The organism is Allobosea sp. Leaf344, assembly GCF_001426225.1.
Classification (GTDB): Bacteria; Pseudomonadota; Alphaproteobacteria; order Rhizobiales; family Beijerinckiaceae; genus Allobosea.
The window spans coordinates 475,943-501,938 of sequence record NZ_LMRT01000001.1 but is presented as its reverse complement, the minus strand read 5'-3'; the positions used below and the strand labels follow the sequence as shown (position 1 = coordinate 501,938).

At 68.6% G+C, this 25,996-nt stretch carries 28 protein-coding genes; 21 read left to right on the top strand and 7 right to left on the bottom strand.

From position 1 onward, the window contains the following. Positions 1-250 precede the first annotated feature (250 nt). Positions 251-550 (bottom strand): hypothetical protein, encoded by a 300-nt coding sequence (locus ASG72_RS02360; RefSeq protein ID WP_156395756.1) that lies wholly within the window; start codon positions 548-550, stop codon positions 251-253. 197 nt (positions 551-747) lie between these two features. Here ASG72_RS02360 and ASG72_RS02355 point away from each other — a divergent pair, with 197 nt between their 5' ends. From ASG72_RS02355 to ASG72_RS02345, 3 genes are all read left to right on the top strand, one after another. Continuing rightward, complete coding sequence (locus ASG72_RS02355; RefSeq protein ID WP_056708401.1) at positions 748-1,719, top strand: Tim44 domain-containing protein; 972 nt, start codon at positions 748-750, stop codon at positions 1,717-1,719. 123 nt (positions 1,720-1,842) lie between these two features. Beyond that, positions 1,843-2,649, top strand: a complete 807-nt coding sequence (gene dapB, locus ASG72_RS02350; protein WP_056709898.1) for a 4-hydroxy-tetrahydrodipicolinate reductase — start codon at positions 1,843-1,845, stop codon at positions 2,647-2,649. A gap of 5 nt (positions 2,650-2,654) precedes the next feature. Then, positions 2,655-3,281 (top strand): alpha-ketoglutarate-dependent dioxygenase AlkB, encoded by a 627-nt coding sequence (locus tag ASG72_RS02345; protein ID WP_056708398.1) that lies wholly within the window; start codon positions 2,655-2,657, stop codon positions 3,279-3,281. Here ASG72_RS02345 and ASG72_RS02340 read toward each other — a convergent pair. The 3 genes from ASG72_RS02340 to ASG72_RS02330 all read right to left on the bottom strand — a co-directional run bounded on the left by ASG72_RS02340 (position 3,269) and on the right by ASG72_RS02330 (position 7,352). Continuing rightward, on the bottom strand, positions 3,269-3,886 hold the full coding sequence (locus ASG72_RS02340; RefSeq protein ID WP_056708395.1) for a TRIC cation channel family protein: 618 nt from the start codon (positions 3,884-3,886) through the stop codon (positions 3,269-3,271). The genes ASG72_RS02345 and ASG72_RS02340 overlap by 13 nt on opposite strands. Before the next feature lie 3 nt (positions 3,887-3,889). Further along, positions 3,890-4,498, bottom strand: coding sequence for a nucleotide exchange factor GrpE (gene grpE / locus ASG72_RS02335; protein WP_056709897.1), 609 nt, complete (start codon positions 4,496-4,498; stop codon positions 3,890-3,892). 103 nt (positions 4,499-4,601) lie between these two features. After that, complete coding sequence (locus ASG72_RS02330) at positions 4,602-7,352, bottom strand: [protein-PII] uridylyltransferase (RefSeq protein WP_244488707.1); 2,751 nt, start codon at positions 7,350-7,352, stop codon at positions 4,602-4,604. 319 nt (positions 7,353-7,671) lie between these two features. On the opposite strand from ASG72_RS02330, the gene ASG72_RS02325 reads away from it, so the two are divergent. The 4 genes from ASG72_RS02325 (at position 7,672) to ASG72_RS02310 (ending at position 10,891) form a co-directional block, all read left to right on the top strand. Beyond that, entirely contained in the window at positions 7,672-8,646 is a 975-nt protein-coding gene (locus ASG72_RS02325) for an aliphatic sulfonate ABC transporter substrate-binding protein (protein WP_056708392.1), read from the top strand. A gap of 26 nt (positions 8,647-8,672) precedes the next feature. Continuing rightward, on the top strand, positions 8,673-9,485 hold the full coding sequence (locus tag ASG72_RS02320; RefSeq protein ID WP_082540009.1) for an ABC transporter permease: 813 nt from the start codon (positions 8,673-8,675) through the stop codon (positions 9,483-9,485). 10 nt (positions 9,486-9,495) lie between these two features. Continuing rightward, complete coding sequence (locus ASG72_RS02315; RefSeq protein WP_056708385.1) at positions 9,496-10,278, top strand: ABC transporter ATP-binding protein; 783 nt, start codon at positions 9,496-9,498, stop codon at positions 10,276-10,278. 103 nt (positions 10,279-10,381) lie between these two features. Continuing rightward, a complete protein-coding gene (locus tag ASG72_RS02310; protein WP_056708382.1) occupies positions 10,382-10,891 on the top strand; it encodes an OsmC family protein in 510 nt (169 codons plus the stop codon). Positions 10,892-10,894: 3 nt separating this feature from the next. Here ASG72_RS02310 and rmuC read toward each other — a convergent pair whose 3' ends face one another. After that, entirely contained in the window at positions 10,895-12,079 is a 1,185-nt protein-coding gene (gene rmuC / locus ASG72_RS02305) for a DNA recombination protein RmuC (RefSeq protein ID WP_056708378.1), read from the bottom strand. A gap of 112 nt (positions 12,080-12,191) precedes the next feature. On the opposite strand from rmuC, the gene ASG72_RS02300 reads away from it, so the two are divergent. The 4 genes from ASG72_RS02300 to ASG72_RS02285 all read left to right on the top strand — a co-directional run bounded on the left by ASG72_RS02300 (position 12,192) and on the right by ASG72_RS02285 (position 15,188). Beyond that, positions 12,192-12,710 carry a peptide deformylase gene (locus tag ASG72_RS02300; RefSeq protein WP_056708377.1) on the top strand — a complete coding sequence of 173 codons (519 nt, stop codon included), beginning with the start codon at positions 12,192-12,194 and terminating at the stop codon, positions 12,708-12,710. 34 nt (positions 12,711-12,744) lie between these two features. After that, entirely contained in the window at positions 12,745-13,674 is a 930-nt protein-coding gene (fmt, locus tag ASG72_RS02295; protein ID WP_056708374.1) for a methionyl-tRNA formyltransferase, read from the top strand. Further along, positions 13,674-14,411 carry a tRNA pseudouridine(38-40) synthase TruA gene (gene truA, locus ASG72_RS02290; RefSeq protein WP_056708371.1) on the top strand — a complete coding sequence of 246 codons (738 nt, stop codon included), beginning with the start codon at positions 13,674-13,676 and terminating at the stop codon, positions 14,409-14,411. The genes fmt and truA overlap by 1 nt, the downstream gene beginning before the upstream one ends. Positions 14,412-14,483: 72 nt before the next feature. After that, positions 14,484-15,188, top strand: a complete 705-nt coding sequence (locus ASG72_RS02285; protein ID WP_056708368.1) for a hypothetical protein — start codon at positions 14,484-14,486, stop codon at positions 15,186-15,188. 40 nt (positions 15,189-15,228) lie between these two features. Here ASG72_RS02285 and dapE read toward each other — a convergent pair whose 3' ends face one another. Further along, complete coding sequence (gene dapE / locus ASG72_RS02280; RefSeq protein WP_056708366.1) at positions 15,229-16,425, bottom strand: succinyl-diaminopimelate desuccinylase; 1,197 nt, start codon at positions 16,423-16,425, stop codon at positions 15,229-15,231. Continuing rightward, positions 16,422-16,847 carry a DUF805 domain-containing protein gene (locus tag ASG72_RS02275; RefSeq protein WP_156395754.1) on the bottom strand — a complete coding sequence of 142 codons (426 nt, stop codon included), beginning with the start codon at positions 16,845-16,847 and terminating at the stop codon, positions 16,422-16,424. The genes dapE and ASG72_RS02275 overlap by 4 nt, the downstream gene beginning before the upstream one ends. Positions 16,848-17,005: 158 nt before the next feature. On the opposite strand from ASG72_RS02275, the gene ASG72_RS02270 reads away from it, so the two are divergent. The 10 genes from ASG72_RS02270 (at position 17,006) to ASG72_RS02225 (ending at position 25,917) form a co-directional block, all read left to right on the top strand. Further along, on the top strand, positions 17,006-17,620 hold the full coding sequence (locus tag ASG72_RS02270) for a ribonuclease D (protein WP_056708360.1): 615 nt from the start codon (positions 17,006-17,008) through the stop codon (positions 17,618-17,620). A gap of 119 nt (positions 17,621-17,739) precedes the next feature. Next, positions 17,740-18,513 (top strand): LPS export ABC transporter periplasmic protein LptC, encoded by a 774-nt coding sequence (gene lptC, locus ASG72_RS02265; protein WP_056708357.1) that lies wholly within the window; start codon positions 17,740-17,742, stop codon positions 18,511-18,513. A 10-nt stretch (positions 18,514-18,523) separates the two neighbouring features. After that, positions 18,524-19,261: an LptA/OstA family protein gene (locus tag ASG72_RS02260; RefSeq protein WP_244488664.1), complete on the top strand. Its 738-nt coding sequence runs from the start codon at positions 18,524-18,526 to the stop codon at positions 19,259-19,261. A gap of 41 nt (positions 19,262-19,302) precedes the next feature. Then, positions 19,303-20,142 carry an LPS export ABC transporter ATP-binding protein gene (lptB, locus tag ASG72_RS02255; RefSeq protein WP_056708351.1) on the top strand — a complete coding sequence of 280 codons (840 nt, stop codon included), beginning with the start codon at positions 19,303-19,305 and terminating at the stop codon, positions 20,140-20,142. A gap of 166 nt (positions 20,143-20,308) precedes the next feature. Beyond that, a complete protein-coding gene (gene rpoN, locus ASG72_RS02250) occupies positions 20,309-21,841 on the top strand; it encodes an RNA polymerase factor sigma-54 (RefSeq protein WP_056708347.1) in 1,533 nt (510 codons plus the stop codon). A gap of 210 nt (positions 21,842-22,051) precedes the next feature. Continuing rightward, complete coding sequence (gene raiA / locus ASG72_RS02245; protein WP_056708343.1) at positions 22,052-22,636, top strand: ribosome-associated translation inhibitor RaiA; 585 nt, start codon at positions 22,052-22,054, stop codon at positions 22,634-22,636. 83 nt (positions 22,637-22,719) lie between these two features. Next, a complete protein-coding gene (gene ptsN / locus ASG72_RS02240) occupies positions 22,720-23,181 on the top strand; it encodes a PTS IIA-like nitrogen regulatory protein PtsN (protein WP_056709895.1) in 462 nt (153 codons plus the stop codon). A 124-nt stretch (positions 23,182-23,305) separates the two neighbouring features. Beyond that, on the top strand, positions 23,306-24,922 hold the full coding sequence (locus tag ASG72_RS02235) for a fumarate hydratase (protein ID WP_056708341.1): 1,617 nt from the start codon (positions 23,306-23,308) through the stop codon (positions 24,920-24,922). Further along, positions 24,919-25,242: a hypothetical protein gene (locus ASG72_RS02230; RefSeq protein WP_056708336.1), complete on the top strand. Its 324-nt coding sequence runs from the start codon at positions 24,919-24,921 to the stop codon at positions 25,240-25,242. The genes ASG72_RS02235 and ASG72_RS02230 overlap by 4 nt, the downstream gene beginning before the upstream one ends. An 18-nt stretch (positions 25,243-25,260) precedes the next feature. Continuing rightward, complete coding sequence (locus ASG72_RS02225) at positions 25,261-25,917, top strand: MBL fold metallo-hydrolase (RefSeq protein WP_056708333.1); 657 nt, start codon at positions 25,261-25,263, stop codon at positions 25,915-25,917. The last annotated feature ends 79 nt before the right edge of the window (positions 25,918-25,996 follow it).

Genomic DNA, 25,996 nt, shown 5'->3' with positions numbered 1-25,996 from the left:
ACGAAGCCGCCCCCTTGCGGCCACCGTCAGTTCTGCTAGCCTGAGGTCAGGTCAATGACACAGGAGGGTGTGATGAGCCTCACGCTACGTCTCGACCGTTTGATGATGGGTGCGGCCTTCGTATTCATGCTCGCCGTCGTTCTGGGCGCCGTCTGACGATCGTCAGCCCCCGCTGAACCGACTGGACATTTTTTCAAGCGCCGCCGGGCCACCGGCGGCGTTTTTCGTTGCGGTTCAGGCGCGCTCCGCCTCAGCTTTCCGGGCAGGGCTGCTCGGTGACCTGCCAGGACATCATGTTGATGACGCGTCCGCAGGCGGCGAGCCGCCGGCCCTGCGTGGTCCTGATGCAGGCCGAGGCGCCTTCGGGGATCTTGCGCCCGTCATTCCAGCAGAAGCACAGGGGCTCAGGCGTCTGGGTCAGGCGCGGCGGCTCCAGCGCGCGCGGCGCTTCGGCGGCGGCGGGCGCTGCGGAAAGCGCGGTCATTCCTGCCAGGGCCAGCACGTAGAACGTGCGACCGCACCAGGCTCCGGCAGATGAGATGGCGCCCATGGCCGCATCCCTCCGTGGCGGAACACCGACAGCGCCGCCCGATGCAACTCTAGCACGATCGAAGGACTTGCCGAAACCACATCTATTCTTTGTGTTTTAAAGGGAGTCCAAAGGCTTCGATCCGGAACTCTTGCGTCGCCCGGATGCTCTCACCATATTGGCCGGAAGAGAGCCCGAGGGGGGCTCCGGGAGGAACCATGTCTCTGATTTCGCTCGCCCGGCGTGGCCGGGTCATCGCAGTTCTCGCCGGCGCGCTGCTGCTGGTGCCGATTGTCGCCGAGGCGCGCCCGGGTGGCGGCAAGGGCTTCGGCAGCCGCGGCTCGCGCACCGAATCCGCGCCGGCCCGCACCAACACGGCGCCCAATGGCGCCCAGCCCTTCCAGCGCAGCGCGCAGCCCACGCAGGCCCCGGCCGCGAGCCAGGCCGCCGGCGCCGCGGCGCAGGCCGCTCGGCCCTCCATGGCGCGCAATCTGATGATGGGTCTCGGCGCCGGTCTGCTCGGTGCCGGCCTGTTCGGCATGCTGTCGGGCTCCGGCTTCTTCAGCGGCCTCGCCTCCTTCGCGGGCATGCTCGGCTTCCTGCTGCAGATCGCCCTGATCGGTGGCGCCATCTGGCTGGCGATCCGCTTCTTCCGCCGCCGCTCCGAGCCGCAGATGGCCGCGGCCGGCGGCGCGCCGCTGCCGCGCGAGCCGCTGCAGCAGCCGGTGTCGCCGCGTCTCGGCGCCATGCTCGGCGGCGGTTCGGCAGCCCCCGCGACCGCGCCGCTCGAGCTGGTCGATGCCGATTTCGCGGCGTTCGAGAAGCTGCTGACCGAGGTCAACGCCAGCTATTCCAATGAGGACGAGGCCGGCCTGCGCCGCGTCACGACGCCGGAAATGTTCGGCTTCTTCGACGAGGATCTGACGAACAACGTCCGCAAGGGGCTCGTCGACCGCGTCTCCGACGTCAAGCTGCTGCAGGGCGACCTGTCGGAAGCCTGGCGCGAGGGCAATCTCGACTACGCCACCGTCTCGATGCGCTTCAGCCTGATCAACGCGCTGTATGAGCGCGCCTCCGGCAAGGTCGTCGACGGCGATCCGGCGCAGGTGCAGGAGGTCACGGAATTCTGGACCTTCGTGCGCGAGCGCGGCGGCGCCTGGAAACTCTCCGGCATCCAGGCCGCCGGCTGATCCAGCTGATCTGAGACGTCGAACGGCCGGGCCTCGCCCGGCCGTTTTGCGTTCGACTCCCGCGCCCTCGTCCTGTAGGGCCGTCACGTCGAATGCCGCGCGGAGCCTGCTGCCATGACCGATATGCGTCTCGTCGTCGTCGGGGCCGCCGGCCGCATGGGCCGGATGCTGATCAAAGCGGTTCACGAGACGCCGGGCTGCACGCTCGCGGCGGCGATCGGGCGCCCCGGTTCGCCCGCCATCGGGCAGGATGCGGCGGTGCTGGCGGGGCTGCCACCCGCGGGCGTTCCGGTCACCGACGAGGCGCTGCCGGCCTTCGTCGATGCGGATGGCGTGCTCGATTTCTCCTCGCCCGAGGCGACGGTCGAGTTCGCCGGGCTCTGCGCCCAGGCGCGCATCACCCATATCATCGGCACCACCGGGCTCGAGCCGCAGCATCTGGCGAAGCTCGAGGCCGCGGCCCGCCACGCCCCGATCATCCGCTCCGGCAACATGGGGCTCGGGGTCAATCTCCTGGCCGCGATGGTGCGCAAGGTCGCCGCAACGCTCGGCACCGATTGGGACATCGAGATCCTCGAAATGCATCATCGCATGAAGGTCGATGCGCCCTCCGGCACGGCCGTGCTGCTCGGCGAGGCCGCGGCGCAGGGCAGGGGCGTCGATCTCGCGCAGAGCCGCGTCGCCGTGCGCGACGGCCAGACCGGGGCGCGCCCGCCGGGCACGATCGGCTTCGCCTCGCTGCGAGGCGGCACGGTGATCGGCGAGCACAAGGTGATCTTCGCCGGCGCCGGCGAACGCATCGAGCTCGCCCATGTCGCCGAGGATCGCGGCTTGTTCGCCAGGGGGGCGGTGAAGGCCGCGCTCTGGGGCAGGGGGCGCAAGCCCGGCCTCTACAGCATGGCCGATGTGCTGGGCCTCGAGGCGCTCTGACGGCCATGAAGCTGGTCGTCGCGCCGGGCGTTACGCATTGGCCGGGCTATCTCGACGCCAGCGCCCAAAGCGAGCTGGTGGCGGCGCTGCGCGAGATCGCGCGGGCCGCGCCCTTCTTCGTCCCGCGCATGCCCGGCACCGGCAAGCCCTTCTCGGTGCGCATGACCAATTGCGGCGCGCTGGGCTGGGTGTCCGACGAGCGCGGCTATCGCTACCAGCCCGCCCATCCGCAGACCGGGCAGCCCTGGCCCGCCATGCCGCCCATCCTGATGCAGGCCTGGCGGGAGCTGTCGGGCTACCCACATCCGCCCGAGGCCTGCCTGGTGAATTTCTACGAGGCGAGCGCCCGGATGGGCCTGCATCAGGACAGGGACGAGCAGGATTTCGAGGCGCCGGTGCTGTCGCTGTCGCTCGGCGACACCGCCCTGTTTCGCATCGGCGGCACGCAGCGCGGCGGCCGCACGGTCTCGCTCAAATTGGCCTCGGGCGATGCGCTCTCGTTCGGCGGCGCGGCGCGCCTCGCCTATCACGGCATCGACCGCATTCTCGCCGGCTCATCGGCGCTGTTGCCGCAGGGCGGACGCCTGAACCTGACCCTGCGCCGCGTGACGCCGCCGCCTCAGCTGCCGTGACCCGGCAGCGGCGGGAACGACCAGCCGAACAGGATCGATCCCGCGCGCAGGCCGAAGCCGACTAGGAGCCCGCCCAGCATCACCACCGCGGGATGCACGCCGAAGCCGGCGAGCAGCGCCGTCGCGGCTGCGCCGGCGGCGGCGGCGGTGACGTAGAAATCCCGGCTCCACAGCACCATCGGCCGGTCGCCGGCCAGGATGTCGCGCAGGATGCCGCCGAAAGTGGCCGTCATCGCGCCCAGGGCCGTCGCCGACAGCATGGGCACGCCGCTGTCCAGGGCTTTCAGCGTGCCGATCACCGCAAACAGCGCCATCCCCGCGGCATCGGCCCAGACCAGCAGGCGCTTGCCCGCCCAGCCATCCATCAGCCCCGGCCTGGCATAGGAGAAGCACCAGGCCGCCAAGGCGACGCCGGAGCAGAGCAGCACGTCCGTCGGATCCTGCACCCAGAAGACGGTGCGGCCGAGCACGAGGTCACGGAGCGTCCCGCCGCCCACCCCCGTGACGATGCCGAGCAGGATGAAGCCGAACGGGTCCATGCCCTTGCGGGCCGCCACCAGCGCGCCGGTCAGGGCAAAGACGGCGACGCCCGCGGCCTCGACCACCGGTCAGTGACCGGCCGCGCCGTCGCCGGCCTCGCCGGTCGGAGCGGCTTCGCTGGGCTTCGGCGCGCCGGCGGAAACCCCCACCAGCGCCGGGCGCAGCACCCGCTCGCCGATCTTGTAGCCGCTCTGCACCACCTTCGAGACCATGCCCTTGGGGATCTCGGCATCCGGCGCCTCGAACATCGCCTGATGCATGTTGGGGTCGAATTTCTCGCCCTGCGGCTCGAGCTTCTTCACCCCGTGCCGCTCCAGGGTCTTCAGCAGGTCGCGCTCGGTCAGCTCGACGCCTTCGATCAGCGCCTTCAGCGCCGCCTCATTGCCGGCGCGCGCCGCATCCGGCACGCTTTCCAAAGCACGGCGCAGATTATCCGCCGAGCCCAGCATGTCCCGGGCGAAGCTGGTGACCGCATAGGCCTTGGCGTCGGAGACCTCGCGCTCGGTCCGCCGGCGAAGATTTTCCATATCGGCCAGCGTGCGCAGCAGCTTGTCCTTGAGGTCGTCGCGCTCGGCCTCGACGCGGGTCAGCTCCCCCGCCAGGAAAGCCTCGGGAGAGGCGGCCTGGCCGTCCTGCAGCTCGGGCGTGGGTTCGTCGGTCGCAGGGTTCTGCGTCATCGCATCATCCAATTCAAACTGTGTCGTGCCATCGCCAGTGGGGCCGCCCGCCTGCGGCATGCGGCGCCATTCGAGGCCGATATCGGACTTGTCGGCCGCGAAATCAAGCGCGGGCGGCAGCCTTGGCCCGCGCGGCGACGGTCCGCTCGGCATCCAGCGTGAAGACCTCGAGCAGCGCCTTGCGGATGGCGAGATGGCGCGCCGTGCTCACCACCTTCGCATTGGTCAGGTCGGTGACGTAGAACACGTCGACCGCCTTCTCGCCGAAGGTCGCGATATGGGCGGAGGCGATGTTGAGGTTGAGCTTGCCGATCGCGGTGGTCAGATCATAGAGCAGCCCCGGCCTGTCGAGGCCCGAGACCTCCAGCACCGTGTGCCGCGCCGACAGGACATTGTCGATGATCACCTCCGGCGCGAGCTGGAAGGTCTGCCCGCGCGGCGGCGGCGCCCGTCTCTGTGCGACCAGATCGGCGATCTTGATCTCGCCCTTCAGAGCCCGCTCGATGGCGGCGGCGATGCGTTCGGCCCGGCGCAGCTCGTCATCATCCTGCTCGAAGGCGCGCGAGACATAGATCGTGTCGAGCACCAGCCCGTCGGTGGTGGTGAAGATCTGCGCATCGACGATGTTGCCGCCGGCCGCGGCGCAGGCGCCGGTGACGATGGCGAGCAGGCGCGGATGGTCGGGGGCGAGGATGGTCAGCTCGGTCACGCCGCGGAACTGGTCGGTCTCGACGAGCGTCGCGGTGCTGCGGCCCTCGGTCTCGGCCTGGCGCAGGAAACGCGCATGCTTCTCCTGGCGCGGCAGATCGGTCTTGATCCAATAGGCGGGGTAATGCCTGGCGAGATAGGCCTTGCGTTCGGCCGCGCTCCAATCGGACAGCGTCGCCTTCAGCGCATCCTGCTTCTTCTCGACCCGCGCCTTGCGCTCGATGGCGGAATGCCCGCCCGCCAGCACCACTTCCGTCTCGTAATAGAGCGTGCGCAGCAGCTGACCCTTCCAGCCGTTCCAGACCCCGGGCCCCACCGCCTTGATGTCGGCGACCGTCAGGATCAGCAGCAGCTTCAGCCGCTCCAGCGTCTGCACCGTCGCCGCGAAGGTCTCGATCGTCTTGGGGTCGCCGAGATCGCGGCTCTGCGCCACGGTCGACATGTCGAGATGATGCTCGACCAGCCAGGCCACGGTCTCCGTCTGCGCGTCGCTCAGCCCCAGCCGCGGGCAGAGCTTGCGGGCGATGCGGGCGCCGGCCAGCGAGTGATCCTCCGGCCGGCCCTTGGCGATGTCGTGCAGGAACAGCGCGACATAGAGCGCGCGGCGGTTGGCGATGGTCGGCAGGACGACATTGGCGAGCGGATGCTCGGCCTCGAGCGCGCCGGCATCGATCTCGGCGAGCACGCCGATCGAGCGGATCAGATGCTCGTCGACCGTATAGTGATGATACATGTTGAACTGCATCATCGCCACGACCCGCCCGAAATCCGGGATGAAGCGGCCGAGCAGCCCGGATTCGTTCATCCGGCGCAGCACCACCTCCGGCGAGCGCCGCGCCGTGAGGATCTCGAGGAAGATCTTGTTGGCCTCGGCATCGTTGCGCATCTGCGTCGTCACCAGCCGCAGCGACTGCGTCACCAGCCGGCTGGTGTCGGGATGGATGGCGAGGTCGTCGCGGCTGGCGATCTCGTAGAGCCGGAGCAGGTTCACCGGGTCGCGCTCGAAAGCGTCGTCGTCGATCATGCTGAGCCGCTGACTCTTCAGGGTGAAATCGGGATGGCCGAGCTTGCGAACCCGGCTGCGCTTGGAAAACGAGCCGAGCAGCCGGCTGAGGCTGGCGCGCGGCTTCTGCTGGCGCGCTTCCAACGCCGCGCAGACGATGGCGGTGAGGTCGCCGACATCCTTGGCCACGAGGAAATAGGCCTTCATGAAGCGCTCGACCGGCGCCTGGCCGCTGCGCCCGGCATAGCCGATGGCCGCCGCCACCTGGCGCTGCAGATCGAAGGACAGCCGTTCCTCGGCGCGGCCGGTGATGAAATGCATCCAGCAGCGCACCCGCCAGAGAAACTCCTCCGAACGCTGGAACATCTGCAGTTCCTTGCGGTCGAACAGGCCGGCGCTGACCAGGGCGCGCACATCCTCGACGCGGTAGGCGTATTTCGCGATCCAGAACAGGGTGTTCAGGTCGCGCAGGCCGCCCTTGCCGTCCTTGACGTTCGGCTCCACCAGATAGCGCGAGGTGCCGGCCCGGCGCACGCGTGTCTCGCGCTCGGCGAGCTTCGCCTCGGTGAAGGCCTGGGCGCTGCCCTCCACCACCTCGGCCTGGTAGCGCCGCACCATCTCGCTGAACAGGGCGCGGTCGCCCGAGAGGAAGCGCGCCTCCAGCAGCGCCGTGCGGATCGTCATGTCGGCGCGCGCCTCGCGCACGCAATCCTCGATCGAGCGGACGGAATGGCCGACCTTCAGCTTCAGATCCCAGAGCGGGTAGAGCATCGCTTCCACCACGCTTTCTCCCCAGGCCGTCTGCTTGTGCGGGAACAGGAAGAGCAGATCGACATCCGAACCGGGGGCGAGCGTCCCGCGGCCATAGCCGCCGACCGCGATCACAGCGATGCGCTCGGAGGCCGAGGGGTTCTGCACTGGATAGAACTGGGTCACCGCGGCATGGTGCAGGCAGGAGACCACCGCATCCATCACCGCCGAAATTCGGATCGCGCAGGCCAGCCCGTTGCGCGGACCCTTCAGGATCTCCTTCGCCGTGGCATGGCCTTCGTCGAGCATGCCGCGCAGGACGCCGACAAGCGCCGGCCGCAGTTCCTCGCGCGGCTGCTCCGCCACCGCCTCGACCACGCGCTCGACCGCCAGCGCCGGCTTTTCCAGGAACAACGCCAGCGGGATCGGCGGCAAGGCAGCGGCGAGGGACACGAGGCGACACCTTATCCGAAGCTGGACGATCCGGTGCTCCTAGCACGGGGCCGATGCCGAGGAACGGGGAAAATTATACGCACCACAGCGTGAAATATATGATTGCCCGGAGATCGATGTGTTGTTTGACATACAGAACGGATCGACCTATAAGAAGGATACGCGCCGATTTGAGCAACAGCTTGCGGGCGCGAAACAAGTGCAGCTAAAGCGGGGGTGCGGCAGCGTCCGGTCCCTTGCGGATCAAGGATCGTCGGCCATGAAGATCATCACACGTCGCTTTGCCCTCGCCGCGCTGGCGGCCGGCTCTCTCGCCCTCACGACCGGCCCCGCGCCGGCCCAGGCGCCACGCGAAATCCGCGTCGATTTCGCGACCTACAACCCGATCAGCCTGGTGCTGAAGGAGCAGGGCCTTCTGGAAAAGGCGCTCGCGCCCTCCGGCGTCAAGGTCCGCTGGGTGCAGTCGGCCGGCTCCAACAAGGCTCTGGAATTCCTGAACGCCGGCTCTCTCGACATCGGCTCCACGGCCGGGGCGGCCGCCCTGATCGGCAAGATCAACGGCAACCCGATCAAGTCGATCTATGTCTATTCCCGCCCGGAATGGACGGCGCTGGTCACCGGCGCCAAGAGCGAGATCGGCAAGGTCGCCGATCTCAAGGGCAAGCGCGTCGCCGTGACCCGCGGTACCGATCCGCATATCTTCCTCGTCCGGGCGCTGGCCGAGGCGGGGCTGACGGAGAAGGACGTCAAGCTCGTCCTGCTGCAGCATGCCGATGGGCGCACGGCGCTGGAGCGCGGCGACGTCGATGCCTGGGCGGGGCTCGACCCGCTGATGGCCGCCGCCGAGATCGAGAGCGGCGCCAGGCTGTTCCACCGCAAGGCGGAGGACAATACCTGGGGCATCCTGAATGTCCGCGAGGCGTTCGCCGCCGCCAATCCCGAGCTCGTCCGCACGGTGATCGGCGCCTATGAGGAGGCGCGCCGCTTCGCTCTCGCCAATCCCGAGGAACTGAAGAAGGTTCTGGTCGGCTACACCAAACTCTCCGAAGCGGTCATCGAGCGGCAATTGACCCGCACCGAGCTGACCCATTCCGGCATCGGCCAGGCGCAGGCCGACACCATCCTCGCCGCCGGGCTGGCGCTGAAGCAGGCCGGGGTGCTGCCGGCCGAGACCGATGTGAAGGCGGCCGTCGACGCGCTGCTCGACCGCCGCTTCGCCGCCGCCTCGAACTGAGCGGGCGCGGGCTGGCAGCAGTGACGATGGGCAGCGATGCCGCTGACCGGGCCGCGCCGGCCGGGCCGGGCCGCTGGGGCCGGCTCGGCCTCGCCGGCCTGTTGCTGCCGATCGCCCTCGCGGCGCTCTGGGAAGGGGTGGCGCGGGCGGGCCTGGCCAATACCAGGCTGATGCCGCCGCCCAGCGCGGTCTTCCAGACGCTCTGGAGCCTTGCCGTCTCGGGCGAATTGCTCACCCACAGCGTCGCGACCCTGTCGCGCGTCGCCGCCGGCTTCGGCATCGGCGCCGGCATCGGCACCGCGCTCGGCGCCCTGACCGGCGCCCTGCCGGTGGCGCGCGGCCTGCTCGACCCGACGCTGCAGGCGTTGCGTGCCATTCCCTCGATCGCCTGGGTGCCGCTCTTCATCCTCTGGTTCGGGATCTTCGAGGCCTCGAAGGTCGCCCTGATCGCGGTGGGCGTGTTCTTCCCGGTCTATCTCGGGGTCGCCGCCGCGATCCACGACATCGACCGCAAGATCATCGAGGTCGGCCGTGTCTTCAGGCTGTCGCGGCTGCAGATGGTCCGGCGGGTCCTGCTGCCGGCCATCCTGCCGGCCTGGTTCACGGCCCTGCGCTCCGGCCTCGGCCTCGGCTTCATGTTCGTGGTCGCGGCCGAGATCATGGGGGCCAGCGAGGGGCTGGGCTATCTCCTCGTCGACGGCCAGCAGCTCGGACGCCCCGACACGATCATCGCCGCCATCATCGCCTTCGCCGTCCTCGGAAAACTGGCGGACGGCCTGCTCCTCGCCCTGACGCGTCCCTTCCTGGCCTGGCAGGATCTGGGCCGCGGCAAGCTCTGAAAGCCGTCTCATGCTGCGCTTCGACACGCTGTCCAAGACCTATGCCGATGGCACCCAGGCGCTCGCCGAGATCAGCGTGCGGGTCGGCACCGGCGAGATCCTCGCACTGCTCGGCGGCTCGGGCTGCGGCAAGACCACGCTGCTGCGCCTGATCGCGGGGCTCGACCAGGCCAGCGCCGGGCGGATCGTCCTGGAGGGCGAGGAGATCCGCGAGCCGCGTGCCGATGTCGGCGTGATCTTCCAGGAGCCGCGCCTGTTTCCCTGGCTCAGCGTCGCCGACAACGTCGCCTTCGGCCTGGCCCATCTCGGCGCCTTCGCCCGCGAGGGGCTGGTCGCCAACGCCCTGGTCCGCGTCGGGCTCGGCGGATATGAGAAGCGCTGGCCGCGGGAGCTCTCGGGAGGCCAGCAGCAGCGTGTCGCCATCGCCCGCGCCCTGGTGACCCGGCCGAAGCTGCTGCTGATGGACGAGCCGTTTTCGGCGCTGGACGCCACCAGCCGCACCAGCCTGCACGGGCATCTCCTGTCGCTCTGGGAGGAGAGCCGCCCGACCGTGGTGATGGTGACCCATGATGTCGAGGAGGCGGTGACGCTGGCGGACCGCATTTTGGTGATGCAGCCCAGGCCCGGGCGGATCTTCGACGAGATCGACAACCCGCTCGCCCGCCCGCGCGACCCGCTCTCGCCGGCCTTCGAGGCGTTGAAGCGCGAGGCGCTGCGCAGCCTGGGCGCATCGCTGCGCAAGGAGGCGCCGAACCAGCACAAGGCGGCGGAGACCGCCGGCATGTGGTGGTAGCCGGCCGCCGCCGCGTCACACCGGGCTGCCCGCTTCCCGAATGCCGGCGCCGCGGCTATCACCCCCCTGATTTCCCCTGTCACGTCGAACCGAGGTTTCTGCCATGGATGTCACCGCCCTCCGCGCCCTCCAGGCCCCGCTCAAGGAGCAGTACCGCGAGACGCCCGATGCGGCGGTGATCACGCTGAAGGCGCAGGGCGAGCTGGACGACCAGCACATCGCCTGCAAGGTCGAGACCGGCCGCGCCATCGCGCTGGCCGGGCTGCATCCGGCCACGGGCGGCTCCGGTGCGGAGCTCTGCTCCGGCGACATGCTGCTGGAGGCGCTGGTCGCCTGCGCCGGCGTGACGCTGAAGGCCGTGGCCACCGCGCTCGAGATCGAGCTGAAGAAGGGTGTCGTACGGGCCGAGGGCGATCTCGATTTCCGTGGCACGCTCGGCGTCGCCAAGGATGCGCCCGTCGGCTTCAGGGCGATCCGCCTGTCCTTCGAGGTCGAAACGGATGCGCCGCAGGACAAGCTCGACACGCTGCTGAAGCTGACCGAGCGCTATTGCGTGGTGTTCCAGACGCTGAACGTGAAGCCGGAGCTGTCCTCGGCGCTGGCCCGCGGCTAAGCCTCACTCGGCCGCCTTCTTCAGCGCCAGCCCCTTCTCGAAGGGCAGGGCCGGCTCGGATTTGGCGTCCTCGAAATCGAGCGCGCCGATCCGCTCGCCGCGGCTCATCACCTTGCCGGCGGAGGTGCGGATGCCCGAGACATCCTCCTGCGCCTGGCGGAAATGCGTCTCCAGTTTTTCGGCGCGATCGCTCAGCCGGCGGACATCGGCGAGCAGCTTGCCGACCTCGGACTGGATGACCTGCGCCTCCTCGCGCATCCGCGCGTCGCGCACCAGCGACTGCATCAGCTGGATCGCCAGAGCGAGCAGCGAGGGCGAGACGATCATGATCCGGGCGCGATGCGCCTTCTGGATCACATCGTCGAAATGCTCGTGCAGATCGGCATAGATCGATTCCGAGGGGACGAAGAGCAGGGCGAGGTCCTGCGTCTCGCCCGGCAGGAAATAGCGCTCGGCGATGTCCTTCACATGGACGCCGACATCGTTGCGCACCCGCGTCATCGCCGCCTTGCGCAGCTCCTCGCTGCGCGCCTCGCGCAGGAGGGTGAAGCTCTCCAGCGGGAATTTCGCGTCGATCACCAGGCCGCGCCCGTCTCCCGGCAGCGTCACCAGGCAATCCGGCCGCTTGCCGTTCGACAATTGCGGCTGGAACAGGAAGAAGGCGGCGGGCAGCCCGTCGCGGATGATCGCCTCCATCCGGCCCTGGCCATAGGCACCGCGCGCCTGCTTGTTCGACAGCACGTCCTTCAGCGTCACCACTTCCGAGGTCAGGTCGGTCAGGTTCTTCTGGGCGCTGTCGATCACGGCGAGGCGCTCCTGAAGCCTTCCCAGGCTCTCCGTGGTCTGCCGGACGTTCTGCTCCAGCCCCTGGCCGACCTTGTGGCTCAGCCCGTCCATGCGCTCCGCCACCAGCCGCGCGAGATCCCCCTGCCGCGTCGACAGGATCTCCGCCATGGATTGCAGCCGCCCGGCCAGCTCCGCCTGCGCCCGGTTCATCTCCGCCACCTTGTCGTCCATCTCGCGGGCCCGCTCGACGGCCAGCGCCTCGGTCAGGGCGCGCCGCGACGCGCCTCGCCAGATCGCGACGGTGGTGGTCAGCAGCAGCAGCAGGCTCAGCCCGGCGAAGGCGAGCGCGGCCTCGGCGAAGCTGAACGGGCGGTCGAGCAGGGTGAAGGCGATCTCGTTCATCGCCCCACGCTAGCCGATTCGCGCCGGGGAATCGAACGAAAGCGGAACGGTTTGACCCGCTGCCCACAAATGCTTATGTCCCGCCATCAATCCAGCATCCTGCAGAGCCCCCATGGCCATTCGCCCCCTCGTCATCCTGCCCGACGCCGTGCTGCGCCAGGTCTCCTCTCCCGTGGATTCGGTCACGCCCGAGATCCGGGCGCTGGCCGACGACATGCTGCAGACGATGTATGATGCCCCCGGCATCGGGCTGGCGGCCATCCAGATCGGCGTTCCCCGCCGGGTCGTCACCATCGACCTCGCCAAGGCCGAGGAGGAGAAATCGCCGATGGTCTTCATCAATCCGGAGGTCGTCTGGTCCTCCGAGGCGCTGAACGTCCATGAGGAGGGCTGCCTGTCGATCCCGGAATATTACGAGGAGGTCGAGCGCCCGGCTTCGGTCAAGGTGCGCTACCTCACCCTCGACGGGAAGACCGCCGAGATCGAGGCCGAGGGCCTGCTCGCCACCTGCCTGCAGCATGAGATCGATCATCTCAACGGCGTCCTCTTTATCGATTACCTCTCGCGGCTGAAGCGCGAGCGCGTGACCAAGCGGTTCGCCAAGCAGGCCAGACGCGAGAGCGCCGCGTGAGCGCGCCGCGACGCCATTCGGCCGGACGCTGCGCATGAGCCTGCGCGTCGTCTTCATGGGCACGCCGGATTTCGCGGTGCCGACGCTGACCGAGATCATCGGCCAGGGGCACGAGGTCGTGGCCTGCTACACCCGCGCCCCGGCCCAGGCCGGCCGCGGCCTCGACCTCAGGCCCTCCCCGGTGCAGAGCGCGGCCGAGCGCTTCGGCATTCCGGTGCTGACGCCCGCCTCGCTGCGATCGCCCGATGCCGCCGCGGCCTTCGCGGCGCATGATGCCGATGTCGCGGTGGTCGTCGCCTATGGCATGATCCTGCCCCAGGCGATCCTCGATCTGCCCGAGCTCGGCTGCCTGAATCTTCATGCCTCGCTGCTGCCGCGCTGGCGCGGCGCCGCGCCGATCCAGCGGGCGGTGATGGCGGGCGATGGCGAGAGCGGCGTCTGCGTCATGAAGATGGAGGCCGGCCTCGATACCGGCCCGGTCGGCATGGTCGAGAGACTGGCGATCGGGCCCGACATGACTGCGGGCGAGCTGCATGACCGGCTGGCCCCGCTCGGAGCGGATCTGATGGTGCGGGCGCTCGCGGCGCTGGGGCGCGGCGCCCTGCGCTTCACGCCGCAGCCGGAGGAGGGCGTCACCTACGCCGCCAAGATCGGCAATGCCGAATGCAAGGTGAACTGGGCGCGGCCGGCGAAGCAGGTCCATGACCTCGTGCGCGGGCTGTCGCCCTTTCCCGGCGCCTTCGCCGAGATCGATCTCGGCAAGGGGCCGGAGCGGCTGAAGATCCTGCGCACGGCCCTCGCCGGGGGGGCCGCCGAACCGGGCACCCTGCTCGACGGCGAAGGCAGCGTCGCCTGCCTCGAAGGCGCGGTGAAGCTGCTCCAGGTCCAGCGCGCCGGCCGAAGCCCGATGAGCGGCGGCGAATTCCTGCGCGGGTCCCGGCTCAGCCCCGGCTCCAGGCTCTGATGCCGCGCTTCAAGCTCGTCATCGAATATGACGGCACGCCCTTCTCCGGATGGCAGCGCCAGATCAACGGTCCCTCGGTGCAGCAGAGCGTCGAGGAATCGATCGAGGCCTTTTGCGGTCACCCGGTGCGGCTGCATTGCGCCGGGCGCACCGATGCCGGGGTGCATGCCACGCATCAGGTCGTCCATGTCGATCTCGACAAGGACTGGCGCACCGACGTCGTACGCGACGCGACCAATGCCAGGCTCAAGGCCCTGCCGGTCGCGGTGATCAGCGCCCATGCGGTCACCGACGCGTTCGACGCCCGCATCTCCGCGCGCCGGCGCTATTACATCTACCGCATCCTCGACCGGCGGGCCCAGCCAACGCTCGAGCGGGACCGTGTCTGGCACGTGCCGGTGAAGCTCGACCACGAGGCGATGGACCGCGCCGCCAAGGCGCTGCTCGGCCATCACGACTTCACCACCTTCCGTGCGGCGGAATGCCAGGCGAACAGCCCTTTGCGCACGCTCGACCGCTGCGACGTGGCGCGCGAGGGCGCGGAGATCGTGGTCTATGTCCATGCGCGGTCCTTCCTGCACCATCAGGTCCGCTCGATCGTCGGCTGCCTTAAGATGGTCGGCATGGGACGCTGGCCGGAGAACAAGATCGGCAAGGTCCTGGCCGCCAGGGACCGCTCGCAATGCGCGGCGCTGGCACCACCCTGCGGCCTCTACCTCGCCGGGGTGGACTACTGAATAATTCACCTTCAGGTTGCAATGACGTTTAGGAAATGCAACCATGACTCATTGCCTCAGGGGGGATAGGTCATGGGTTTGCAGATCGCGCGGATCGGCTGTTGCATCATACTCGGCCTGGGGCTCGCCGGGTGCCAGTCCAGCGACAAGACCCTGACGGATGTCGTCGCCTCCTATGGCTTCAGCCGCAACATCCCGCCGAACACCCTGTACGGGCCGGGCAGCCTGGTGCATCTCGTCCGATACGATCCCGCTGACAGGCGCCTGGCAGAGGTGCAGCTCGGCTATCTCTGCACCGATCGCTATTCCGTCGCGCTCTACCCGAACCCGCCGAGCAGCAGCGAGACCGAACGGCAGGGCATCAGCAGCCCGAAAGGCGGCAGCGTGTCGCTCGATATCCCGGCCTTGCAGAAGCTCTTCAATGTCAACCTCTCCGCCAGTGCCGCCGGCAGCGTCGTCGCGACGATCGCCGATACGAAGATCCTGGCCTATGCGCCCGACGAGCTGGCCGAGATCCGCGGCCTGCTGCGCTCGAAATGCCGGTCGCTGGTCCGCGACAACATCAGCACGGGCAATGCCTGGCAGGTCGAGCAGGTGCTGCAGGCGACGGTGGATCTCACCGTCACGCTGAAGGCCGGCGCATCGGCCGGCGTCAAGGCCGAGGCGGGACGGCAGCTCGTCAATGCCGGCTTCAACGCCGAGGCGGGCGAAACCTTCACCAGCAAGGGCAAGTCGCTCTATTACGGCGTCAAGCTTCGTCCCCTCACCGGGCTCTGAGCGATCGCGGGCAGCGGCGCCGAGGCCGGTCGCCGGGGTATCAGCCCGCCTCAGTGAAATACCGGCCGAGCAGCCGCTCGGTGATGCGCTGCAGCGCGATGAGGTCCGCGACCGCGACCCGCTCGTCGATCTGATGCATGGTCTGCCCCACGACACCATATTCCACCACGGGGCAGTAGCTCTTGATGAAGCGGGCATCGGAGGTGCCGCCGGTGGTCGAGAGCACGGGACGCGTCCCGGTTTCGGCCTCCACCGCATCGGCCACCATCGCCACGAAGGGCCCGGGCTCGGTGAGGAAGGCCACGGCGTTGGTGGCCCGGCAAATCAGCTCGTAGCGCACCGTATTGCCGGCGGCCTCGCGCAGGCGGCGCTCCAGCTCGGCCGCGAGCGTCTCCGGCGTCCAGATGTCGTTGAAGCGGATGTTGAAGACGGCCCGCGCCTGGGCCGGGACGACGTTGCTGGCGGCATTGCCGACATCGACGGTCGTCACTTCGAGATTGCTCGGATCGAAATAGGCCGTGCCGCTGTCCAGCGGGGTCGCATCGAGCGCGGCCAGCAGGCGCACCATGCCCCGGATCGGGTTGTCCGCCAGATGCGGATAGCCGACATGGCCCTGCTTGCCCTTGACCAGCAATTCGCCGGTCAGCGAGCCGCGCCGCCCGATCTTGATCATGTCGCTCATCGTCGCCGGATTGGTCGGCTCGCCCAGCAGGCAATGGTCGAAGCGTTCGCCACGGCGATGCGCCCAATCCAGCAGCTTCACCGTGCCGTTCACCGCCGGCCCTTCCTCGTCGCCGGTGACCAGAAAGGCGATCGAGCCCGGCGCATCGGGATTGTCGCGGCGGTAGCGCAGCGCGCCGGCGATCATCGCGGCGAGCCCGCCCTTCATGTCGCAGGCGCCGCGGCCGAACAGCGCGCCGTCGACGATCTCGCCGCCGAACGGGTCCCGCGTCCAGGAAGCGGCATCGCCGACCGGCACGACGTCGCTATGGCCGGCGATCACGAAGACCGGCGCCTGCGTCCCGATCCGCGCATAGAGATTCTCGACCGGCGGCGTATCGGCCTCGGTGAAGATCGGACGCTCGACCCGGTAGCCATGCGCGCCCAGCACCCGCGCCAGCAGATCGAGCGCCCCGCCTTCCTCCGGCGTCACCGAGGGGCAGCGCACCAGCGCCTGTGTCAGCGCTACGGGATCGAGCGGGTCGAAGGCGAGGGGAGGAGCGGCTGTGTCGGTCATCCCGCCCGTTTAGCATCGGGCGGCGGCTCTGCAACCGCTTCCTGGCGGCGGCTGCCCGGCAGCAGGCCGAGATCGACCAGCGCCACCAGCCAGAGCAGCGACGAGGCCGCCCCCAGCATTTGCCGCCGATCCGGCGCCACCACCGTCTCCGCCAGGTCGAGCAGCACGATCGCGCTGACCAGGACGATGCCGTAGAGCCGCGGACGCCCGCGATCCGCCGCGCGCTTGGCGGCGAGCGCGGCCCAGGGAAACAGGGCAAAGGCGCCGGCGAAGGCGCCGAGCCGGTCCCCCTCCAGCCCGCCGATCGCGGCCCCGACCTGCTGCAGGGCGAGCACGCCGAGCACGACCAGCACATTGCCCAGCCAGAAGGCGTTGAGTCCGATGCGGCCGTCGACATCGGTGAGGAGGCGGAACAGGGTCATGGTCGCTTGTCCCATATCCGTGCCGGCCGTTGAAGAACATGGTCAATGAAAGGTTAACGGCGGCGCGGCGGCCCGCGCGGCAGAAAGTGCTTGAATGCGTGAAAGCGGCCCGCTAGCTGCGGGAGAGGCGCTTGCGCCATTGAGGCGAGGGCCGAGACATGACCATCCGATTCCACCGCGGCGACCTGCCCGACGGATTCGATGCGGGCGCCAGCATCGCGATCGACACCGAGACGCTGGGGCTCAACCCGCATCGCGACCGGCTCTGCGTCGTCCAGCTCTCCCGCGGCGACGGCTCGGCCGATATCGTGCAGATCCTCAAGGACGGGCCGCGCCCCGAGCGGCTGATCCGTCTCCTGGCCGATCCGGCCGTGCTCAAGCTCTTCCATTTCGCGCGGTTCGACGTCGCCGTGCTGAAACACGCTTTCGGCGTCGTCACCGGCCCGGTCTACTGCACCAAGATCGCCTCGAAGCTGACCCGGACCTATACCGATCGCCACGGGCTGAAGGATCTGGTGCGCGAGCTGCTCGGGATCGATCTTTCCAAGCAGCAGCAATCCTCGGATTGGGGCGCCGAGACCTTGAGCGAGGCGCAGCTCGCCTACGCCGCCTCGGATGTGCTGCATCTCCACGCGCTGCATGCCCGGCTGGAATCGATGCTGGCGCGGGAAGGCCGGACGCATCTGGCAAAAGCCTGTTTCGCCTTCCTGCCCTTCCGCTCGGAACTCGATCTCGCGGGCTGGGCCGAGACGGACATCTTCGCCCACACTTGACAAATTTCGAACTGTCTTGCGTCAGTCTGCACATCAGCCGAAGGCGCAGGGTGTTCGCAGCGACGCCCGACATGAAAAAGCCGTCTGCGACTGGCATTGCGCGGGACATGACTGTGGCGATGACGGCAAATGACTGGACCGCGCCGAGCGCGCGCGATGGGCGACGGCAGAAGGCCTTCCGGGCGGCCCGGCGGCACACGCTGCTCGTGCGCGTCCTGCGCAAGGCGATCCCGATCACGGCCGTCGCCGCCGTGGCCGTGCTGATCGTCACGCCCTTCCTCAGCCCGATGCAGCGCCTCGCCAATGTCTCGATCGACGCCGTCGGCATCTCCAACGGCAAGGTCAGGATGGAGACGCCGCGGCTCTCGGGCTATCGCAAGGATAATCGCCCCTATGAGGTGACGGCCGAGAACGCCCTGCAGGACATCCGCAACCCGACCCAGGTCGAACTCGTCGCGCTGCGCGCGCGGCTGCAGGTGGAGCGGGAGGGCGAGGTCACGGTCTCGGCCAAGACCGGGCTGTTCGACACGCAGAAGGAGAAGCTGCGTCTGGTCGATTCCGTCGAGGTGAAGACGCAGACCGGCTATGTCGCCTCGATGAAGACGGCCGATGTCGACTTCAAGGGCGGCACAGTTCAGTCCAAGGAACCCGTCAAGGTCAGCCTCGGCACGACGACGATCGATGCCGATTCGCTGAACGTCACCGAAAACGGCGCCCTCATCGTCTTCCAGGGGCGGGTGCGCGCCTATATCCCCAATGCGCCGGCGCGGACGATCGCGGGGCCCGAGCGCGAAGGCAGCACCCCGGCTCCGGAACTGCTGGCGCCACGTCCCGTTGTCCCGCAGGATAAGGCGGCCGACTCGCGCAGCGACCCCGCGGGTCCCAGATTATAGGATGCGTCACGTGATCCCGCCCCTCGTCATCTCGCTCTCGCGCTCGGCCCGTCGCCTGGCCTGGCTCGGCGTCTCGGCGGCTGCCATCGCTTTGGCGATGCCGCAGGCGCAGGCCCAGCAGCCGGCACCGGGCGTCACCAAGCTCGCCCAGGCGGCGCCGGCGGCCCGCAAGCCGCGCGGCGGCAGCGGCGATGCGCTCGGCGGGCTCGGCGGCGACAGCAAGGAGCCGATCAAGATCGACGCCGACAAGCTCGACGTGCTCGACAAGGAGAACAAGGCCGTGTTCAGCGGCAATGTCGTCGCCGTCCAGGGCGAGACGACGGTGCGCTGCTCGAAGATGACGGTGTTCTACGAGGGCCGCGGCGGCCAGGGTGGCGGCGCCGCCACGGCGCGCGCCGCGGCGCCCGCGCCGCAGCCGGGCGCTCAGCCGGGGCAGGGCAACGACAGCAGCATCAAGCGCATCGAATGCGCCGGCCCCGTCACCATCGTCTCGAAGACGCAGGCCGCCACCTCCGACAATGCGGTGTTCGACCGGGCCAACAACGTCGTGATCATGACCGGCAACGTCGCCCTGAACGACGGTCCCAACATCACGCGCGGCGAGCGGCTGGTCTATAATACGGTCACTGGCGTCGCCAATGTCGAGAACAACAAGGGCCGCGTCCAGGGCTTTTTCGTCCCGAATTCCGGCGACGCCAACAAGCCCGCCGCGGGGACGCCCGCCCGTCCTGCCGCCCCGACCAACTGATCGAAGCGCTCGCAGTGTCTCTGGCCGATCCGACCCCCGCGATGACCGCGCCCCCGCGTGAGCCCGCCGCCCCGTCTTCCCGCCGCAGCGGCCTGTTCGGCTGGTTCAGCACGGCCCGCAGCCGCAGCGACGACGCCACCGCCGCCGCCATTGGCGGGCCGGGCGTGCTCGCCGTCAGCGGGCTGCGCAAGAGCTATGGCGGCCGGACGGTGGTGTCCGAAGCGAGCCTGAATGTCCGGCAGGGCGAGGCGGTGGGGCTGCTCGGCCCCAATGGCGCGGGCAAGACGACGATCTTCTACATGATCACCGGGCTGGTCGCGGCCGATCTCGGCGTGATCTCGCTGGAAGGCAACGACATCACCGGCCTGCCCATGTACCAGCGGGCGCGGCTCGGCATCGGCTACCTCCCGCAGGAGGCCTCGATCTTTCGCGGCCTCTCGGTCGAGGACAATATCCGCTCGGTGCTCGAGGTGGTCGAGCCCAACCGCAAGGCGCGCGAGCGGCAGCTCGACACGCTGCTCGACGAGTTCAACATTTCCCGCCTGCGCAAGGCGCCGTCCATCGCCCTGTCGGGCGGCGAGCGGCGGCGCTGCGAAATCGCCCGCGCTCTCGCCGGCAAACCCTCCTTCATCCTGCTCGACGAGCCTTTCGCGGGCATCGATCCGATCGCCGTCGGCGACATCCAGGCCCTGGTCCGGCAGCTGACGGATCGCGGCATCGGCGTGCTGATCACCGACCACAATGTCCGCGAGACGCTGGGCCTGGTCGACCGCGCCTACATCATCCATTCCGGACGGGTGCTGACCGAGGGCTCGCCGGCCGAGATCATCGCCAATGCCGATGTGCGCCGGGTCTATCTCGGCGAGGATTTCCGGCTCTGAGCAGCCGGCCGCGGCGGATCCGCGGCCCATTGCTGCACTGCATTAACTTCGCGGCCAGACGGGCGCCTCTCCCCTTTGACGGGGGGCTCCAGCAGGGTTAGGCTTCGCTTCGAAGGCAAGAACTGTGCCGAACCGGCACGCTTGCGCGAAGGGAGTCGAGAGCGCAATGGCGATGATGCCGCGCATGGAGCTGCGCCAGGGCCAGTCCCTGGTGATGACGCCGCAGCTGCTGCAGGCGATCAAGCTCCTGCAGTTGTCGCATCTGGAGCTGCAAAGCTTTGTCGAGACCGAGCTGGAGCGCAATCCGCTGCTGGAGCGCGACGACGCCTCGGACGGCCCGCTCCAGCTCAACGGCGCCGGCGACGGCCCGCTCGCGGCCGATCCCGAGAGCTATGCGCGGGCCGAGAGCCTGAACACGCAAGAGGGGATGGAGAACCGGCTCGGCACCGGGCTCGACAATGTCTTTCAGGGCGAGCAGCCGAGCGTGGCGCGGCTCGATACGCGAGGCGCCGACAGCCTGCCGATCGTCGGCGGCTCCTATGGCGGCGCCGGCGGCTCCTTCGAGGACGGACCCGACGGGTTCGAGAGCGGGCTCACCGCCGAGACCTCCCTTCACGAACATCTCAGCCAGCAGCTCGACCTAGCGGTGACGGAGCCGGTCGACCGCATCATCGGCCGGCACCTGATCGATGCGGTCGACGATGCCGGCTACCTCTCCGAACCCATCACCGACATCGCGGAGAGGCTCGGCATCGGGCTGGACAGGGTCGAGCAGGTGCTGCGCGTCATCCAGGGCTTCGATCCCTCGGGCGTCGCGGCCCGCGACGTCCGCGAATGCCTGTCGATCCAGCTGCGCGACCGCGACCGCTTCGACCCGGCCATGCAGGCGCTGGTCGCCAATCTCCACCTCGTCGCCAAGCGGGATTTCGCCGGGTTGAAGCGGATCTGCGGCGTCGATGACGAGGATATCGCCGATATGGTCGCCGAGATCCGGCGGCTCGATCCCAAGCCCGGCCGCGGCTTCGGCGGCGCCATGGCGGAGACGGTGGTGCCGGACGTCTTCATCCGCGCCGCGCCTGACGGATCCTGGCTCGTCGATCTCAACCCCGACACCCTGCCGCGCGTGCTGGTCAACCAGACCTATCATGCGCGGGTGTCGCGCGCGGCGCGCAACGACGAGGACAAGGCCTTCATCGCGGAATGCCTGCAGACGGCGAATTGGCTGACGCGCTCGCTGGAGCAGCGGGCCCGCACCATCCTGAAGGTCGCCAGCGAGATCGTGCGCCAGCAGGACGGTTTCTTCGCCCATGGCGTCGAGCATCTGCGCCCGCTCAACCTGAAGACCGTGGCCGACGCGATCGGCATGCATGAATCCACGGTCTCGCGGGTGACGTCGAACAAATACCTGACCTGCGCGCGCGGCGTCTTCGAGATGAAATATTTCTTTTCGGCCGCCATCGCCGCCACCGGCTATGGCGAGGCCCATTCGGCCGAGGCGGTGCGCTTCCGCATCAAGCAGATGATCGACGAGGAGGCACCGAGCGAGGTGCTCTCCGACGACGCGATCGTCGCCCGGCTGAAATCGAGCGGCATCGAGATCGCGCGCCGCACCGTCGCCAAATATCGGGAATCCCTGCGCATTCCCTCATCGATGGAGCGGCGCCGGGAGAAGGTGGCGATGGCCATGGGCCGAGGCTGAAGCGCTCCTCCATCCGCCGCGCGACCGCCCAGCATCGAACCGCAATGTGTCCGAACGAGGGCCCGATGACCTTGGGGCAATCGGCCTGCCGCGCTGCGCCGGGCGGCCGCCCGAAGGAATGTCGGCAGCGTCATTGACAGGGCGGGGGACCAGTTCTTAGCTCCGATACATGGCCGTTCACTGGCCATGGCAAATGAGGGGTCACACTCCATGAGCTTGCGGATTTCCGGCAAGAACCTCGATGTCGGCGAGGCCCTGCGGGGCCAGGCCGAAGCCCGCGTCGCAGCCGCCCTGAGCAAATATTACGAAGGCGGCTATCAGGGCCACGTCACGGTCGGGAAGGACGGAACGGCGTTCAAGACCGATGGTGTGCTGCATCTCTCCTCGGGAATCACCCTGGAAGCATCCGGCACCGCCCATGACGCCTATGCCAGCCTGGACAAGATGGCCGAGCGCATCGAGAAGCGCCTCAGGCGCTACAAGCGCCGGCTGAAGGACCGTTCCGCCGCCAATGGCCGCGAGCCGGGCATCGAAATCCCCAGCTATGTCATTGCCGCTCCGGATGACGATATCGAGGAGATCGAGGCGACGGGCGAGGGCGACAACCCGGTTATCGTGGCCGAATCCACCAAATCCCTGCATAATCTGACCGTCAGCGACGCTGTCGCGGAGCTCGACCTGACGGGCGCGCCGGTGATCGTTTTCCGTCACGCTGGCCATGGGCGGGTGAACATCGTATACCGCCGGCGCGACGGGAATATCGGCTGGATCGATCCGCCGGCGTCGCTTTCGTAAGACGGGCGCCGCTATTGCCCGGTCACCACGGTTGACTCGTGCCGGACGCTTCCGGCCGGCACGGGACATGCATGGACTGGCGCATGACGCTGATCGATCTCCTGACGCCGGCCGCGGTCATCTCGCCGCTGCGGGCCAACAGCAAGAAGCAGGCGCTGCACGAGCTGGCCCAGCATGCCGCGCTCCTGACGGGTCTGCCGGAGCGCGAGCTCTTCGAGGCGCTGCTGCAGCGCGAGCGGCTGGGTTCCACCGGCATCGGCGACGGCATCGCCATTCCCCATGGGCGCATGCTCGGCATCGATCGGTTGGTCGGGCTGTTCGCGCGGGCGGAGAAGCCGATCGAGTTCGAGGCGCTCGACGGCCAGCCGGTCGACATCATCTTCGTGCTGATCGCGCCCGAGGGGGCCGGCGCCGATCACCTCAAGGCGCTGGCTCGTGTCGCGCGCGTGCTGCGCAACCAGTCCGTGCTCGATCAGGTGCGCCATACGCGCGACCCCGAGGCGATCTACGCCATCCTCGCCGAATCCGCCGCCAAGGCCGCCTGACGCCTCGGCTGGAACCTTTCCAGCCTGGGCTTGGATGCGGCTCCACGAGCGGCTATGACGCCCGCGACGGCGCCGTCCGCCTCGTGCGGGACAGGCGCGCTTTCTGCTCCGGAGCCTGACTTCCATGGCCTATCAGCATGTCGAACTCTTCCCGCTCGGCGAGGACACGACGCCTTACCGCAAGCTCGGGACGGAGGGCGTCTCGGTCACGATGCTCGGCGACCAGGAGGTGCTGAGCGTCTCGCGCGAGGCGATCCGCCGCCTCAGCGAACAGGCCTTCATCGACATCAACCATCTGCTGCGCCCGGGCCATCTCGCGCAGCTGGCGAAAATCCTCGACGACCCCGAGGCGACCTCGAACGACAAATTCGTCGCCTATGACCTGTTGAAGAACGCCAATATCGCCGCCGGCGGCGTGCTGCCGATGTGCCAGGACACCGGCACCGCCATCATCATGGGCAAGAAGGGCCGCAAGGTCTGGACGCAAGGCGATGACGAGGCCGCGCTCGGCCAGGGCGTCGCCGATGCCTATTACAAGCGCAATCTGCGCTATTCCCAGGTGGCGCCGCTCTCGATGTTCGAGGAGAAGAACACCGCCACCAACCTGCCGGCGCAGATCGACATCTATGCCGAGGGCGAGGACGCCTATAAATTCCTGTTCGTCGCCAAGGGAGGCGGCTCGGCCAACAAGACCTTCCTGTTCCAGGCGACGCCCTCGCTGCTCAGCAGGGAGCGCATGATGGCGTTCCTGAAGGAGAAGATCCTGACGCTCGGCACCGCCGCCTGCCCGCCCTACCATCTCGCCATCGTCATCGGCGGCACCTCGGCCGAGCAGAATCTGAAGACGGTGAAGCTCGCCTCGACCCGCTATCTCGACGCGCTGCCGACGCAGGGCTCGGAAAGCGGCCATGCCTTCCGCGATCTCGAGATGGAGGCGGAGGTCCACAAAATGACGCAGGCGCTGGGCGTCGGCGCGCAATTCGGCGGCAAGTATTTCTGCCATGACGTGCGCGTCATCCGCCTGCCGCGCCATGGCGCCTCGCTGCCGATCGGCCTCGGCGTCTCCTGCTCGGCCGACCGCCAGGCCAAGGGCAAGATCACGCGCGACGGCATCTATCTCGAGGCGCTGGAGACCAATCCGGCGACCTATCTGCCGGAGGTCGAGGACGCGTCGCTCGGCGGGGCTGTGGTCGAGATCGACCTCAACCGGCCGATGAGCGAGGTTCTCGCGACCCTCTCGCAATATCCGGTGAAGACGCGGCTGTCGCTGACCGGCACCATCATCGTCGCCCGCGACGCGGCCCATGCCAAGATCCGTGAGCGGCTGGAAGCGGGGCAGGGGATGCCCGATTATTTCAAGAACCATCCGGTCTATTACGCCGGCCCGGCCAAGACCCCGGACGGCATGGCGTCGGGCTCCTTCGGACCGACCACGGCCGGGCGGATGGATTCCTTCGTCGATCAGTTCCAGTCCTTCGGCGGCTCGATGATCATGCTCGCCAAGGGCAACCGCTCCTCGGCGGTGCGCGATGCCTGCGCCCGCCATGGCGGCTTCTATCTCGGCTCGATCGGCGGGCCGGCTGCGAGGCTGGCGCAGGATTGCATCAGGAAGGTCGAGGTGCTGGAGTATCCGGAGCTCGGCATGGAAGCCGTCTGGCGCATCGAGGTCGTCGATTTCCCGGCCTTCATCGTCATCGACGACAAGGGCAATGATTTCTTCAAGGAGCTGAACCTCGGATGAAGCATGTCTCGCTGATGCTGCTCGGCCTGCTGCTGGCCGCCGGCCCCGCCGCTGGCCAGGCGCGGCCGGTCACCTGCTCGCGCGACCTGCTGCAGAACGAGGCTGGCATGAACCGCCAGCTCCGCCTGCTGCGCGACGGCGGCACGGCCGATCAGCCGACGCAATGCCGGCTGTGGCGCGAGCATGTCGGCTTCCTGCAACAGGCCCGCTCGGTCTTCGCCAGCTGCCAGAGCGGCGCCGAGCGCGAGCGCAACGTGGCGCAGATGGATGCGGAGCTCGCGGAATTTCGCGGCCTCGTCGCCAATCGCTGCAGGCGCTGACCCCGAGGGAATAAACCGATGTCCGACCAGACAAAGCCGCCGCTCGGCATCGCCGTCGTGCCGGTGACGCCCTTCCAGCAGAACTGCTCCATCGTCTGGTGCACGCGCACGATGCAGGCGGCGATCGTCGACCCCGGCGGGGATCTCCCGCTGATCATGGGTGCGCTGAAAGAGATCGGCGTCACGGGAGCCGCGATCTGGCTCACCCATGGCCATTTCGATCATGCGGGGGGAGCGTCCGAGCTGGCCGAGACCCTCGGCCTGCCGATCATCGGCCCGCACGAGGCCGACCGGTTCCTTCTCGACGACCTGCCGGCCTCGGGGATGCGCTTCGACATCAGAGGCATGCGCCCGGTCACGCCGACGCGCTGGCTCGCCGAAGGCGACGAGGTCGCGATCGGGGATATCCGGTTTTCCGTGCAGCACGTGCCCGGCCACACCCCCGGCCATGTCACCTTCTTCCAGAAGGATCTGCGCTTTCTGCTGGCCGGCGACACGCTGTTCGCCGGATCCGTCGGCCGCACCGATTTTCCCTATGGCAGCCATGACCAGCTGATCGCCGGTATCAGGACGAAGCTCCTGCCGCTCGGCGACGATGTCCAGTTCCTGCCCGGCCATGGCCCCGCCGGCACGCTGGGCGAGGAGCGGCTGAACAACCAGTTCCTGGCCGGCTGAGGGCAGAAGCCGCCATGTGATCGCTGGCCCTGTGATCGCCGGCCGGCGAAGTCCGAATACGAAAAGACCCGCAGCGAGT

Coding starts and splice junctions, on each gene's coding strand:
- grpE (WP_056709897.1), bottom strand. CDS start 4,498: ATGACGCAGAACCCTGCGACCGACGAACCCACGCCCGAGCTGCAGGAC.
- lptC (WP_056708357.1), top strand. CDS start 17,740: ATGACGGCAAATGACTGGACCGCGCCGAGCGCGCGCGATGGGCGACGG.
- ASG72_RS02325 (WP_056708392.1), top strand. CDS start 7,672: ATGAAGATCATCACACGTCGCTTTGCCCTCGCCGCGCTGGCGGCCGGC.
- ASG72_RS02300 (WP_056708377.1), top strand. CDS start 12,192: ATGGCCATTCGCCCCCTCGTCATCCTGCCCGACGCCGTGCTGCGCCAG.
- ASG72_RS02345 (WP_056708398.1), top strand. CDS start 2,655: ATGAAGCTGGTCGTCGCGCCGGGCGTTACGCATTGGCCGGGCTATCTC.
- dapB (WP_056709898.1), top strand. CDS start 1,843: ATGCGTCTCGTCGTCGTCGGGGCCGCCGGCCGCATGGGCCGGATGCTG.
- lptB (WP_056708351.1), top strand. CDS start 19,303: ATGACCGCGCCCCCGCGTGAGCCCGCCGCCCCGTCTTCCCGCCGCAGC.
- ASG72_RS02235 (WP_056708341.1), top strand. CDS start 23,306: ATGGCCTATCAGCATGTCGAACTCTTCCCGCTCGGCGAGGACACGACG.
- ASG72_RS02315 (WP_056708385.1), top strand. CDS start 9,496: ATGCTGCGCTTCGACACGCTGTCCAAGACCTATGCCGATGGCACCCAG.
- ASG72_RS02270 (WP_056708360.1), top strand. CDS start 17,006: ATGACCATCCGATTCCACCGCGGCGACCTGCCCGACGGATTCGATGCG.
- ASG72_RS02355 (WP_056708401.1), top strand. CDS start 748: ATGTCTCTGATTTCGCTCGCCCGGCGTGGCCGGGTCATCGCAGTTCTC.
- ASG72_RS02225 (WP_056708333.1), top strand. CDS start 25,261: ATGTCCGACCAGACAAAGCCGCCGCTCGGCATCGCCGTCGTGCCGGTG.
- dapE (WP_056708366.1), bottom strand. CDS start 16,425: ATGACCGACACAGCCGCTCCTCCCCTCGCCTTCGACCCGCTCGATCCC.
- ASG72_RS02285 (WP_056708368.1), top strand. CDS start 14,484: ATGGGTTTGCAGATCGCGCGGATCGGCTGTTGCATCATACTCGGCCTG.
- ASG72_RS02360 (WP_156395756.1), bottom strand. CDS start 550: ATGGGCGCCATCTCATCTGCCGGAGCCTGGTGCGGTCGCACGTTCTAC.
- ptsN (WP_056709895.1), top strand. CDS start 22,720: ATGACGCTGATCGATCTCCTGACGCCGGCCGCGGTCATCTCGCCGCTG.
- ASG72_RS02310 (WP_056708382.1), top strand. CDS start 10,382: ATGGATGTCACCGCCCTCCGCGCCCTCCAGGCCCCGCTCAAGGAGCAG.
- rmuC (WP_056708378.1), bottom strand. CDS start 12,079: ATGAACGAGATCGCCTTCACCCTGCTCGACCGCCCGTTCAGCTTCGCC.
- ASG72_RS02275 (WP_156395754.1), bottom strand. CDS start 16,847: ATGACCCTGTTCCGCCTCCTCACCGATGTCGACGGCCGCATCGGACTC.
- fmt (WP_056708374.1), top strand. CDS start 12,745: ATGAGCCTGCGCGTCGTCTTCATGGGCACGCCGGATTTCGCGGTGCCG.
- rpoN (WP_056708347.1), top strand. CDS start 20,309: ATGGCGATGATGCCGCGCATGGAGCTGCGCCAGGGCCAGTCCCTGGTG.
- raiA (WP_056708343.1), top strand. CDS start 22,052: ATGAGCTTGCGGATTTCCGGCAAGAACCTCGATGTCGGCGAGGCCCTG.
- truA (WP_056708371.1), top strand. CDS start 13,674: ATGCCGCGCTTCAAGCTCGTCATCGAATATGACGGCACGCCCTTCTCC.
- ASG72_RS02230 (WP_056708336.1), top strand. CDS start 24,919: ATGAAGCATGTCTCGCTGATGCTGCTCGGCCTGCTGCTGGCCGCCGGC.
- ASG72_RS02320 (WP_082540009.1), top strand. CDS start 8,673: ATGGGCAGCGATGCCGCTGACCGGGCCGCGCCGGCCGGGCCGGGCCGC.